Origin of the sequence: Rhodobacter maris, from assembly GCF_900217815.1 — a bacterium.
GTDB lineage: Bacteria > Pseudomonadota > Alphaproteobacteria > Rhodobacterales > Rhodobacteraceae > Rhodobacter > Rhodobacter maris.
On sequence record NZ_OBMT01000002.1, the window covers coordinates 31,376 to 44,180 of the forward strand.

Here is a 12,805-nt window from a genome sequence, read left to right on the forward strand (position 1 = left end):
GTGGATGCGGAAGCCGCTTTCCGCAAGCGCCGAGTTGTGCAAGACCCTCGAATGATCTAGAGACTGCGCCATGAATCGTGCCCGGAACGCGCATCGTTCAACTACAGCAAACCAGAACGCGACCCGATGATTGAACGGCAAAGCCCTGAGAATGCTATGAACAATGCCACCCGTGCGGCGCGGCTTTCGGTTGCGCCGATGATGGACTGGACAGACCGGCATTGCCGTATGTTCCACCGCATGATCTCGCGCCATGCACTCCTTTATACTGAAATGGTCACTGCACCGGCCGTGATCCATGGCAAACGCGCACAACTGCTCGATTACAGCGCGCTCGAGCATCCGGTTGCGCTTCAGCTTGGCGGCTCGGATCCGGCAGAGCTGGGCGCAGCCACCCGGATCGCCGCGGACTGGGGCTACGACGAGATCAACCTCAATGTCGGCTGCCCCTCGGACCGGGTGCAATCCGGCGCTTTCGGGGCGGTGCTGATGAAGACCCCCGATCTTGTGGCGCGCTGCGTCGAGACGATGATCGCCGCGTCCCCGGTTGAGGTGACGGTGAAATGCCGGATCGGCGTGGACGACCAGATCGCCGAGGAGGTGTTGCCGGCCTTCCTGCGCACCGTTTCCGCCGCGGGGGTGCGCCGCTTCACACTCCATGCCCGCAAGGCCTGGCTGCAGGGGCTCAGCCCGAAGGAAAACCGCGAGATCCCGCCGCTCGATTATGCGCTTGTCCATGCGATGAAACGAGAATTTCCCGAGCTGCATCTGAGCCTCAACGGCGGGGTGGCAACGCTCGCGCAGGTCGAGACGCATCTCGCGGCGGGGATGGACGGGGTGATGGTCGGGCGCGCCGCTTACGGCGAGCCGATGGAGGTTCTGGGCGGCGCCGATGAAGCGCTCTGGGGCGAGGGCGCATCGCGCTCGGCCTTCGAGGTGGCGGAGGCGATGAAACCCTATATCGCGGCGCATCTCGCTGCGGGCGGGCGGCTCCATCAGATCACGCGCCACATGCTCGGCCTCTTTCACGGCCGCCCCGGTGCGCGCGGCTGGCGCCGGGTGCTTTCCGAAGGGGCGACGCGCGAGGGGGCGGGGCTTGCCCTATACGACCGCGCCCTTGCCGAAGTGATGCACGACACGTGAGGCCGGGCGCCGGATGGGGCTCCGGGGAAGGCGTACCTTCCCCGGGCGGGGGCGCGGGGGCTGCGGCCCCCGCTTCCCCCTCTGCCTCTCGGCAACTCAGAGCCCCGCGCGCTTCGCCGCGTTCCAGAGCCCGTCCATCTCGTCAAGATCGCTCTGATCGGGCCGTTTCCCCGCTTTTGCCAGCTCCGCCTCGATAAAGCCGAAGCGCCGGGTGAACTTGCCATTTGCCGCGCGCAGACAGGCCTCCGCATCGAGCCCGAGATGCCGGCCCAGGTTCACCATGACAAAGAGCATGTCGCCATATTCCTCGGCGAGTTCCTCGGGGCCGAGAGCGTCGCGCGCCTCGACGAGCTCATGCGCCTCCTCGGTGATCTTCTCGACCACTTCGCGCGTCGAGGGCCAGTCAAACCCCACCCGCGCCGCGCGCTTTTGCAGCTTCAGCGCCCGGGTGAGCGCAGGCAACCCAAGCGCCACCCCATCGAGCACCCCCGCCTCGGCCTTGGCCGCGCGCTCGGCGGATTTGATTTTCTCCCAATCTTCCGTCTGTTGCGCGGCACTCTTTACCCGGCTCTCGGCCCCGAACACATGCGGATGGCGCGCGATCATCTTGGCCGAGATCGTCTTCAGCACCCCGACCAGATCGAAATGCCCCGCCTCTTCGGCCATCTGCGCATGATAGACGACCTGCAGCGCCAGATCGCCGAGCTCGCCTTCAAGCTCGCCCCAGGCCTGCCGTTCGATGGCATCGGCCACCTCATGCGCCTCCTCGATCGTATAAGGCGCGATCGAGGCAAAATCCTGTTCAATGTCCCAGGGGCAGCCGGTCTCGGGATCGCGCAGACAGGCCATGATCGCCGCGAGCCGGGTGATCTGAACGCCCAGTTCACCGGTTTCGTCGAACAGCATCGGATCGGTCGGTTTCACCATTGCCTCTCGCTCCTCTCAGGTCCATCTAGGTCAGTATCCCTTTCGCAATACCAGAGTCCATCATGCCCGTGATCAACCGTATCGCCGCCCTCGCCCCGGAGATGAAGGAGTGGCGGCGCTGGCTGCACCGCCACCCGGAACTTGAGTTTGCCCTGCCGCAAACGGCCGCTTTCGTGGCCGAACGCCTGCGCGAGATCGGCGTCGACGAGATCCATGAGGGGATTGCCACTTCCGGCATCGTGGCGCTGATCAAGGGGCGCGAGGCCGGGCCCACGATCGGGTTGCGCGCCGATATGGATGCGCTGCCGATCGAGGAATTGACCGGCGCCGATTACGCCTCCGAACATCCCGGCAAGATGCATGCCTGCGGCCATGACGGGCATACGACGATGCTTCTCGGCGCGGCCAAATATCTGGCGGAGACGCGCAATTTCGCGGGCACCGTGGCGCTTCTGTTCCAGCCCGCCGAAGAAGACGGCGGCGGCGGCGAGGTGATGGTGAAAGAAGGGGTGATGGAGCGTTTCGGCATCACCCAGGTCTTCGGCATCCATAATGCGCCGAACCTGCCCATTGGCCATTTCCAGACCACGCAGGGGCCGCTCATGGCCGCGGTCGATACCGCTTGGGTGACGGTAACCGGGCTTGGCGGGCATGGCGCCACGCCGCATGAATGCATCGACCCGATCCCGGCGATCACTGCGATGGTGGGATCTTTGCAGACGATCGTCAGCCGCAACCTCTTCCCGCTCGACGAGCTTGTGGTCTCGGTGACGCAGATCCATGTCGGCTCCGCCAACAACATCATCCCTGAAAGCGGCTGGTTCTGCGCCACGATCCGCTCCTTCACACCCGAAGTGCGGGCGATGGTCGAGAAACGCTTTCATGAAATCGTCGAGGGCACGGCCGCGGCCTTTGGCGTGAAAGTCGAGATCCGCTATGACCGGGGCTATCCGCCCACCGTGAACGATGCCGAAAAGGCGCGCTTCGCGGCCGAGGTGGCGCGCGAGATCTCGGGCGCGGAGGCGGTCTGCGACGATGCCGGGCGCGAGATGGGGGCGGAGGATTTTTCCTACATGCTCGAGGCGCGGCCGGGGGCCTATCTGTTCCTCGGCATCGGCCCGGGCGCAGGGCTGCATCACCCGGCTTACGATTTCAACGATGAGGCCGCGCCGATCGGTGCGAGCTTCTTTGCCCGGCTGGTCGAGCGCGCGCTCCCGGTCGGCTGAGGGGTGCGGCCGCCCTGCCCTGCAAACGCCCGGGCCGGATCGGCCGGGCCTGCATTGGTCGGGGCAGGTCTTTGCGCAAGCGGGAAAAAGACGCCGGGCGGGGCAGGATCTGCCTCAGGCCTCGCCGGCCCCGGCTTGGACCTGCGGCTCAGAGCGCGGACATGCAGCCGCTGTACCCCTCAAGCAGCGCCGCCTCGAACCGATTGACGAAATCCCGGGAGTCGCCCAGCGTGCGCTCCCAGGCGCCGCCCGCAAGATGTGCACGCAACCGGCCATGCCGCTCCGGCGACAGGGCGATCGCGACCGCGAGCTCTTCATACTGCGGCAGATCGGCGGCGACGCAGTCGTCAAGCCCGACCGCGGTGAGCAAGCTCGCCCCCATCCGCGCCACGAAGGCCCGCCCGAGCGTTGTCACGAGCGGCAGGCCCATGCGCAGCGCATCCGAGGCGATGGTGCCCGCATTGTAGGGGGTGGTGTCGAGGAAGAGATCCGCCAGCCCGAGACGGGCGCGATAGCGCGCCGGATCGGTGCGCCCGGCAAAGATCAGCCGCTCCGGCGCGAGCCCTGCTGCCGCCCAACGCGCCGCAAGCGCCGCGCGGGAAACGGGATTGTCGCCGATCAGCCAGAGCACGGAGCCGGGCACACGCGCGACGATGCGGCACCAGCTCTCCCAGACCGGCTCTGTCAGCTTGTAGTGATGAGACATGCAGGTGAAGACGAAGGCGGTCTCGGGCAAGCCTTCTGCGGCGCGGGTAAGATGCGGCAGAGCGGGCATGCGCCCGTCATTGGCCTGATAGCACCCCTGCAGGCGCAGCGGCCGCGGCTGGTATAGCGCATCCATCTCGGGCGGGATGGTGACCGCATCGCAGATCAGGAAATCCATCTCCGGCAGCGGCACCGGCCCGATATAGCCCAGGTAGGTTGCCTGCATCGGTGCAGGCTTGCGGCGCAGGATCGGCAGCCGTGCGCCCTTGGTGAGGCCGTTCAGATCGATCAGGATGTCGATCTCGTCGTCGCGGATGCGCTGTGCTGCCTCCGCATCGGAAAGCGCGGAGATCGGCACATGATGATCGAGCGCGGCAAGCACCCGATCGCGGATATCACTGCCATCCTCGGGCGAGCAATCATAGCCCCAGATCTCGAAACGCGTGCGATCGTGCCGCTCAAGCAGTTCGGCAATCAGGAAGCTCATCGCATGGCGGCAGAAGTCGGAAGAGAGATAGCCGATCCGCAGCCGCTCATGGTGATACCCGCCGGGCGGAAGCGGCAGATGCGCGACATCGGGCACATTGCGGCGGATCCAGTCGGAGCCGATCGCCGCCTGCCGGAGAGGATCGTCAACGAGCGCCAGAGCGGCGAGCGGCCCGGCGTTCAACTCGGCCTGTTCTTCCGTGACGGCCGGGATCGCCAGAGCCGTCGGCGGCCAGGCAACGCAGCGCTGGCGATTGTGCACCAGATGCTGGATGACATTGGGCTGATCGGGCGCCAGCAGGAGCGCCGCGCGCGCCTCGTCGATGGCCTCGCCGAGCCTGCCCTGTTCCTCGAGCATCCGGGCGAGCTGCACATGGATCTGCCGCCGCGCCTCAACGGGCAGGAGCGCCTCGCGCAACGCGTCAATCGCGGCTTCGCGCGCCCCGGCGCCTTCGAGCGCGAGGCCCCGCCCGAGAGCCCCTTGCCAGAGTGCGGGCTGCAAACGGAATGCCGTGCTGAACGCCAGGGCGGCCTCCTGATGCCCTCCCTGCTGCTGCAGGGCCACCCCGAGATTGTACCAGACCGGTGCCGCTTCTATCCCGCGTCCGGGCTGTGCGAGCCAATCCCGGTAGAGCATCGCCGCTTCGGGCGCGGGGCGTTCCTCAAGCAGGCCGATCAGCGCGCCGGCGTCCAGCCGGGCGAGGCCGCCCGCCCCGCTCCCGCCACCGAGGCTTGCCTCCCCCTCCGATTCCTCTCCGGACGGTCGAGAGACCATGGCCAGTTCTTGCGGAACCCGGGTCTGTATCTTGGCAATGTGGGACAAGCGGAGATCCTTTCTGGAAACCGGCCCCGGCGGGCCATCCGGCGAATCCTCTCAGTTCAGCGTTAATGCCCGCTTAATGCGGCTCGTTTAAGCAAAGTGATGCGCCTCGTTTAGGCAAAGTTTACGCACTTTGTGACACCCGAGCACACCAAAGCGCAGCGCTGTTTACGCCTCGCTAAGATGTTTTCTGCACTTTTCCCTCTGTGCGGGTGTCCGGCATCCGGCGCAGCTTGTCTCGATAAAAAGCTTCGGGGCGGAACCAACCAGAGTCCATTTTGTTCGGGAAAAACAAATGCCTGTCATCTCCAGCCTGACCACCGCCCAGATCGCCGCGCTGAGCACGAGTGCCATTGCCGCTCTGACCTCTACAGACGTTGCGAGCTTGACCACCGATCAAGTCTCTGCCTTGACCTCGACCCAGATCCCCGCGCTGACCAAAACCGCGGTGACGGGGCTGACCTCGGCACAGACCGGAGCGCTTTCCACCGATCAGGTCGCCGCGCTGAGCACGCTGCAGGTCGCTGCTATTTCCACCTCCGGGATCAAGGGTCTCGGCACCGCCGAAATCGTCGCTCTGGGCACCGATCAGGCGGCTGTGCTTTCCGCCAAACAGCTTGGCGCACTCGCCTCCGACCAGATCGCTGCCATCGAAACCGCTGATCTTGCCGCGATCGGCAAAGGCGCGTTCAAGGGCTTGACCTCGAGCCAGGTTGCCGCGCTCTCCACCGATCAGGTCGCTGCGCTGACCACCGATCAGGTGGCCAAGATCTCCACCGCCGGGATCAAGGGGCTTGGCACCGCCGAAGTCGCCGCGCTCGGCACCGATCAGGCCGCCGCGCTTTCCGCCAAACAACTCAGCGGGCTCACCTCCGCCCAGATTGGCGCCATCGAGACCGCCGATCTCGCAGCTCTGAGCACCGCCGCGATCAAGGGCCTTACCTCGGCCCAGGTCGCCGCGCTCAGCACCGATCAGGTCGCCGCACTCGGCACGGCGCAGATCGCCGCCTTCTCCAAGGCCGGCGTCGCAGGGTTTGAAACCGCCGATCTCGTTGCGCTCGGCACAGCCGGTATGGCGCCGCTCGGCAAGCGCGGGGTTGCCGCGCTCTCCTCGACGCAAATCGACGCGCTTTCGACCGACCAGATCGCCGCGCTGACCACCGATCAGATGGCGAAGATCTCCACCGTCGGGATCAAGGGGCTTGGCACCGCCGAAGTCGCCGCGCTCGGCACCGATCAGGTCGCCGCGCTTTCCGCCAAACAACTCGGCGCGCTGACCTCCGCCCAGTTCGCCGCCATTGAAACCGCCGATCTGGCTGCGATCGCCACCGCGGCGATCAAGGGCCTCACCTCGACGCAGATCGCGGCGCTCTCCACCGATCAGGTGAGCGCGCTTGGCTCGGCGCAAATCGCCGCCCTCTCCAAAGGCGCGATTGCCGGGTTCGAAACCGCGGATCTTGTCGCCCTCGGCACCGCCGGTATGGCACCGCTCGGCAAGCGCGGGGTTGCCGCGCTTGGCTCGGCGCAGATCGACGCGCTTTCGACCGATCAGATCGCCGCGCTGACCACCGATCAGGTGGCCAAGATCTCCACCGCCGGGATCAAGGGGCTTGGCACCGCCGAAGTCGCCGCGCTGGGCACCGATCAGGCCGCCGCGCTTTCCGCCAAACAGCTCGCCGCGCTGACCTCGGCCCAGTTCGCCGCCATTGAAACCGCCGATCTCGCCGCGCTCGGCACCGCCGCGGTCAAGGGTCTCACCTCCGCCCAGGTCGCCGCGCTCTCCACCGATCAGGTGGGCGCGCTCGGCTCGGCGCAGATCGCCGCCCTCACCAAGGGCGCAGTTGCAGGGTTCGAAACCGCGGATCTGGCCGCGCTCGGCACCGCGGGCATGGCGCCGCTGGGCAAGTCCGGCGTTGCTGCGCTCTCCTCGACGCAAATCGACGCACTCTCGACCGATCAGATCGCCGCACTTTCCACCGATCAGGTGGCCAAGATCTCCACCGCCGGTATCAAGGGGCTTGGCACGGCTGAAATCGCCGCGCTCGGCACCGATCAAGCTGCCGCGCTTTCCGCCAAGCAGCTCGGTGCGCTGACCTCGGCCCAGTTCGCAGCCATCGAAACCGTCGATCTGGCCGCGCTTGCCACCGGGGCAATCAAGGGCCTCACCTCGGCCCAGGTCGCGGCGCTCTCCACCGATCAGGTGGCGGCGCTCGGCTCGGCGCAAATCGCCGCGCTCACCAAGGGTGCGGTCGCAGGGTTCGAAACCGCAGATCTCGTTGCCCTGGGCACGGCCGGCATGGCGCCGCTCGGCAAGTCCGGCGTTGCCGCGCTCTCCTCGACGCAGATCGATGCACTTTCGACGGATCAGATCGCTGCGCTCGGCACCGATCAGATCGCCAAGATCTCCACGGCCGGGATCAAGGGCCTCGGCACGGCCGAAGTTGCCGCGCTCGGCACCGATCAGGCCGCCGCACTTTCCGCCCAACAGCTCAGTGCGCTGACCTCGGCGCAGTTCGCCGCGATCGAGACCGCCGATCTGGCCGCATTGAGCACCGCCGCGATCAAGGGCCTCACCTCGACCCAAGTGGCCGCGCTGAGCACTGATCAGGTGGCCGCGCTGGGCTCGGCGCAGCTCGCCGCGCTTACTGCCACGGCGGTTGCCGGGTTCGAGACGGCCGATCTCGCCGCGCTCGGCACCGCGGGCATGGCGCCGCTTGGCAAGACCGGGATCGCCGCGCTCTCTTCGACGCAAATCGCCGCGCTCTCGACCGATCAGATCGCCGCTCTGGGCACCGATCAGGTGTCTTCGATCTCCACCACCGGGATCAAGGGCCTCGGCACGGCCGAAGTTGCCGCGCTCGGCACCGATCAGGCCGCCGCGCTTTCCGCCAAACAGCTCGGGGCAATGACCTCGGCGCAGTTCGCCGCGATCGAGACCGCCGATCTGGCCGCGCTGAACACCGCCGCGATCAAGGGCCTCACTTCGGCCCAGGTGGCCGCGCTGAGCACCGATCAGGTCGCGGCCCTCGGAACAGCGCAACTTGCCGCGCTCACCGCCGCTGCGGTGGCCGGGTTCGAAACGGCCGATCTGGCCGCGCTCGGTACGGCCGGCATGGCGCCGCTCGGCAAAACCGGGATCGCCGCGCTTTCCTCGACGCAAATCGCAGCACTCTCGACCGATCAGATCGTCGCTCTGGGCACCGACCAGGTGGCCGCGATCTCCACGACCGGGGTCAAGGGTCTCAGCACCGCGGAAATCGTGGCGCTGGGCACCGATCAGGCCGCCGCGCTGAGCGCCAAACAGCTCGCCGCGCTGACCTCGGCGCAAATCGCGGCGATCGAGACCGCCGATCTGGCGGCGCTGAGCACCTCCGCGATCAAGGGTCTCACCTCGGCCCAGATCGCCGCGCTGACGACTGATCAGGTGAGCGCGCTCGGTTCGGCGCAGATCGCCGCCCTTTCCAGCGCCGCGATTGCGGGGCTCGAAACGGCCGATCTCGTCGCGCTCGGCACCGCCGGTATGGCGCCGCTCGGCAAGACGGGCATCGCTGCGCTCTCCTCGACCCAGATCGACGCGCTCTCGACCGATCAGATCGTCGCTCTGGGCACCGATCAGGTGGCCGCGATCTCGACGACCGGGATCAAGGGCCTCGGCACCGCGGAAATCGCGGCGCTCGGCACCGATCAGGCCGCCGCGCTTTCCTCGAAACAGCTCACGGCGCTGACTTCGGCCCAGATCGCTGCGATCGAGACCGCCGATCTGGCCGCTCTCGGCACGAGTGCCATGAAAGGCCTCACCTCGACCCAGATCGCCGCGCTGACGACTGATCAGGTGAGCGCGCTCGGTTCGGCGCAGATCGCCGCGCTCTCCAGCGCCGCGATTGCCGGGCTCGAAACGGCCGATCTCGTGGCCCTCGGCACGGCGGGTATGGCGCCGCTCGGCAAGGCGGGCATCGCGGCGCTCTCCTCGACCCAGATCGATGCGCTCTCGACCGATCAGATCGCTGCGCTCACCACCGATCAGGTGGCCGCGATCTCGACGAGCGGGATTACGGGCCTCGGGACGGCCGAAGTCGTTGCTCTGGGCACCGATCAGGCCGCGGCGCTTTCCTCGAAACAGCTTACCGCGCTGACCTCGGCCCAGTTTGCTGCGATCGAGACCGCCGATCTGGCCGCGCTGAGCACCGCTGCGTTCAAGGGCCTCACCTCGACCCAGATCGCCTCGCTTTCCACCGATCAGGTGAGCGCGCTCGGCTCGGCGCAGATTGCCGCGCTCTCCAGTGCTGCGATCGCCGGGTTCGAGACCGCAGATCTTGTGGCCCTCGGCACGGCGGGCATGGCGCCGCTCGGCAAGGCGGGCATCGCCGCGCTCTCCTCGAGCCAGATCGATGCGCTCTCCACCGATCAGATCGCTGCGCTCACCACCGATCAGGTGGCCGCGATCTCGACGGGCGGGCTCCAGGGCCTCGGGACGGCCGAAGTCGTTGCTCTGGGCACCGATCAGGCCGCCGCGCTCTCCTCGGCTCAGCTCACTGCGCTCAGCTCGGCCCAGTTCTCCGCGATCGAGACCGCCGATCTGGCCGCCCTCGCCACCGCAGCGCTCAAGGGCCTCACCTCGGCCCAGATCGCTGCACTGACGACCGGACAGGTGACGTCGCTGAGCACGGGCCAGGTTGCGGCACTCACATCGTCGCAGATTGGCAGCCTCTCGACGGCGGCCCTGACGGCACTGACGACCGACACGATCGTCTCGCTGGGCACGGCGCAGGTCCTTGGCCTCACCACGGATCAACTGTCGGCGCTGACCACCCAGCAGATCGCCGTGATGGAGACGCAGGATCTGGCGGCCCTCACGACGAGCCAGGTCGCGGCCTTCACCACCGCCCAGCTCGGGGCGATGGGCACCGATCAGATCAGCTCGCTGTTCCTCTGATCGGGGCCAGACCGCGAGGTCGGATCTCACCGCACGGAATTGGGCAATTGCCCCGCTCCCGCCAGAAATCGATGTCACGCCGGGCCCTGCCCGGCGTGAACGTCATTTGGAACGCGTCTCAGTCGGCAGGCCGGACCCGCATTCGGCCCCCCGCCCCTGTCACGGCGCGCCATTGGTCGTTAGCGGCCTTTTAACCTTGCTGCCCGATAGTCTCTCCAAGCTGATCCAGAATGGAGCGTATTGATGGGTGCGGGAATCGAAATCCATGTTGCCACACACAAGCAGACGGGTTTCCCGCTGGATCCAGGTTATGTGCCCATTCATGCCGGAAGGGGGATCGCGGAGGTCGATCTCGGTATCCGTGGCGACGACACGGGCGACAATATCTCATCGCGCAATCCGCACTTCTGCGAATTGACCGCGCTTTACTGGATCTGGAAGAATTCAGACGCCGCGATCAAGGGCCTTGTCCATTACCGCCGCCATTTCATCCCGAAAGCCCGAATGGCACCCATTGGCCTGATCGGCGTTGCGGCCTCTGATGATTTTGATGAATTCTCAGATGGTTATGATATGATCTTGCCAGACAAGATCACCCTGACAGACCCCGGTTCCGGGGCACCTCAGACCGTCGAACGCCAGTATGATGCCACAGCCGTTGGGTTTGATCTGGTGCTGACGCGCGCGGTGCTGGAAGAGTTCCATGCGCCCTATATTCCCTATTGGGATTTCGTCATGCGCAACTGCAAACTGCATCCCTATAATATCATGATCGCGCGAGCCGAAGTTTTCGATGCCTATTGCGCCTGGCTGTTCGACATCCTGTTCCGGCTCGAACCCCAGATCCCTTTCCGCGACTACCCGCCCTACGAGGCACGAGTATTCGGATTTCTGGCAGAGCGGCTGCTCAATGTCTGGGTGGGGCGCCATCGCACGAGCTGCCGCGTGGCCTTCCGCCCAGTCGGGATGCTGCCCTGAGCGCCACCCGATAGCCGGACCGAAGGCTTCCGCCATCGCCATTCCAACTTCTCGAAAAGGGACACATCAATGCCTGCAGGAACTGCACTTGTGGTCGGCGCCGGCTTTTCGGGGGCAGTGATTGGCCGGACCCTCGCCGAAGCGGGATGGAGCGTGCAAATCCTGGACGCCCGTCCGCATGTCGCGGGCAACTGCCACACCGCGCGCGATGCCCAGACCGGTGTCATGGTGCATGTCTACGGACCGCATATTTTTCATACCGACGACGTCGAAGTGTGGGAATATGTCAATCGTTTCATGCCCTTTCAGCCCTATCGCAATCAAGTCAAGACAACCGTGCGCGGCGCGGTGTTCTCGCTGCCCATCAATCTGCACACAATCAACCAGTTCTTTGGCCGCGTGATGCGGCCGGAGGAGGCGCGCAGTTTCGTTGCCGCGCTCGCCGATCCGTCAATCACGGCGCCGCAAACTTTTGAAGAACAGGCGCTCAGCCTCGTCGGCCGTGATCTCTACGAGGCCTTCCTCAAGGGCTATACGGTGAAACAATGGGGAATGTCGCCGCAGGAATTGCCCGCCTCCATTCTCAAACGCCTGCCGGTGCGGTTCAATTACGACGACAATTACTTCTTCCACCGGTTTCAGGGCATGCCGCGTGACGGCTATACGGCATTGGTCGAGCGGATACTCGACCATCCTGCAATCGAGCTGCAGCTTGGCACCACATTCCAGCGCGCTCAGGCAGACAACGCCGATCATGTGTTCTATTCCGGCCCGATCGATGCTTGGTACGATTACGAACATGGCCGGCTCGGCTACCGGACGCTCGATTTCGAGCGCTTCACCGCTTCGGGGGACTGGCAAGGCTGTGCGGTGATGAACTACGGTGATCTTGAGGTTCCCTTCACCCGCATCACCGAGCACAAGCATTTCTCCCCCTGGGAGCAGCATGACCTTTCGGTGCTTTATCGCGAATACTCGCGGGTCGCCGGGCCTGATGACATTCCCTATTATCCGATCCGGCTCGCCGCGGAGCAATCGCAGCTGACCCGCTATCTTGAGCGCGCGAAACGGGAAAAACATGTCAGCTTCGTTGGCAGGCTCGGAACCTATCGCTATCTCGACATGGATGTGACGATCCGCGAAGCGCTCGATTGCGCGCGCGCCTTCCTTGCCGCCCAGCAACCGCGGCCGTTTCCGCTCGCGCACAGGCGTTCCGCCACCGGGGCACGCGCCCCACTTTAATTGCCGCCCGCGCAGACCTGTAAGAGAGACGGCCCTTCGAACGAAGGCGAGACCGAGTTTGTGTCGGTGACGCCAATCGTAGAGCATCGCCCCCGAAATCTCATGGGGCGCGCCACCTCAGCCAGTGTCATGCCTGGCCCGTAGCGCTCTTCAACAATCCGGACCTTCTCGGCATCCGTCCAACGGCGACGGCGCCCCTTGTCGGAAGCCAGCCAAACCTGAATGCGGGGGGTGTCTTCGTATGCGCCATAAGGACGTCCGGTAACCCGCAAGACAGCATTCCCGCCAGGCGGCCCTTGACGCATGCTTACCGGGTTCACCAAGGGCGATACGATCATCAAAGAT

8 protein-coding genes are annotated in these 12,805 nt (G+C 65.8%); 5 read left to right on the plus strand and 3 right to left on the minus strand.

Going from position 1 to position 12,805, the window contains the following annotated elements; all coding sequences use genetic code 11:
• Window positions 1-156 precede the first annotated feature (156 nt).
• Window positions 157-1,143 carry a tRNA dihydrouridine(20/20a) synthase DusA gene (gene dusA / locus CRO22_RS04435; RefSeq protein ID WP_097068926.1) on the plus strand — a complete coding sequence of 329 codons (987 nt, stop codon included), beginning with the start codon at window positions 157-159 and terminating at the stop codon, window positions 1,141-1,143.
• A gap of 96 nt (window positions 1,144-1,239) precedes the next feature.
• On the opposite strand, the gene mazG is transcribed toward dusA, so the two are convergent.
• On the minus strand, window positions 1,240-2,070 hold the full coding sequence (mazG, locus tag CRO22_RS04440) for a nucleoside triphosphate pyrophosphohydrolase (protein WP_176518545.1): 831 nt from the start codon (window positions 2,068-2,070) through the stop codon (window positions 1,240-1,242).
• 62 nt (window positions 2,071-2,132) lie between these two features.
• Between mazG and CRO22_RS04445 the strand changes: the two genes are divergently transcribed.
• The gene (locus CRO22_RS04445; protein ID WP_097068927.1) at window positions 2,133-3,296 is read left to right on the plus strand and encodes a M20 aminoacylase family protein; all 1,164 of its coding nucleotides are present in this window, start codon (window positions 2,133-2,135) and stop codon (window positions 3,294-3,296) included.
• Between the two features lie 148 nt (window positions 3,297-3,444).
• Here the strand turns inward: CRO22_RS04445 and CRO22_RS04450 are convergent, their stop codons facing one another.
• Entirely contained in the window at window positions 3,445-5,262 is a 1,818-nt protein-coding gene (locus CRO22_RS04450) for an O-linked N-acetylglucosamine transferase, SPINDLY family protein (RefSeq protein WP_097068928.1), read from the minus strand.
• Between the two features lie 340 nt (window positions 5,263-5,602).
• On the opposite strand from CRO22_RS04450, the gene CRO22_RS04455 reads away from it, so the two are divergent.
• From CRO22_RS04455 to glf, 3 genes are all read left to right on the plus strand, one after another.
• Entirely contained in the window at window positions 5,603-10,240 is a 4,638-nt protein-coding gene (locus tag CRO22_RS04455) for a beta strand repeat-containing protein (RefSeq protein WP_097068929.1), read from the plus strand.
• Window positions 10,241-10,483: 243 nt separating this feature from the next.
• Entirely contained in the window at window positions 10,484-11,218 is a 735-nt protein-coding gene (locus CRO22_RS04460) for a DUF4422 domain-containing protein (protein ID WP_097068930.1), read from the plus strand.
• A 69-nt stretch (window positions 11,219-11,287) separates the two neighbouring features.
• A complete protein-coding gene (glf, locus tag CRO22_RS04465; RefSeq protein WP_097068931.1) occupies window positions 11,288-12,460 on the plus strand; it encodes a UDP-galactopyranose mutase in 1,173 nt (390 codons plus the stop codon).
• Here glf and CRO22_RS19415 read toward each other — a convergent pair.
• Window positions 12,457-12,798: a transposase gene (locus tag CRO22_RS19415; RefSeq protein ID WP_097068932.1), complete on the minus strand. Its 342-nt coding sequence runs from the start codon at window positions 12,796-12,798 to the stop codon at window positions 12,457-12,459. The two genes, glf and CRO22_RS19415, sit on opposite strands and share 4 nt — an antisense overlap.
• Window positions 12,799-12,805: the final 7 nt, after the last annotated feature.

Bases quoted from the DNA above. Each gene is read 5' to 3' on its own strand.
- CRO22_RS04450 (WP_097068928.1), bottom strand. From the start codon at position 5,262: ATGGTCTCTCGACCGTCCGGAGAGGAATCGGAGGGGGAGGCAAGCCTC.
- mazG (WP_176518545.1), bottom strand. From the start codon at position 2,070: ATGGTGAAACCGACCGATCCGATGCTGTTCGACGAAACCGGTGAACTG.
- CRO22_RS04445 (WP_097068927.1), top strand. From the start codon at position 2,133: ATGCCCGTGATCAACCGTATCGCCGCCCTCGCCCCGGAGATGAAGGAG.
- glf (WP_097068931.1), top strand. From the start codon at position 11,288: ATGCCTGCAGGAACTGCACTTGTGGTCGGCGCCGGCTTTTCGGGGGCA.
- CRO22_RS04455 (WP_097068929.1), top strand. From the start codon at position 5,603: ATGCCTGTCATCTCCAGCCTGACCACCGCCCAGATCGCCGCGCTGAGC.
- CRO22_RS04460 (WP_097068930.1), top strand. From the start codon at position 10,484: ATGGGTGCGGGAATCGAAATCCATGTTGCCACACACAAGCAGACGGGT.
- CRO22_RS19415 (WP_097068932.1), bottom strand. From the start codon at position 12,798: ATGATCGTATCGCCCTTGGTGAACCCGGTAAGCATGCGTCAAGGGCCG.
- dusA (WP_097068926.1), top strand. From the start codon at position 157: ATGAACAATGCCACCCGTGCGGCGCGGCTTTCGGTTGCGCCGATGATG.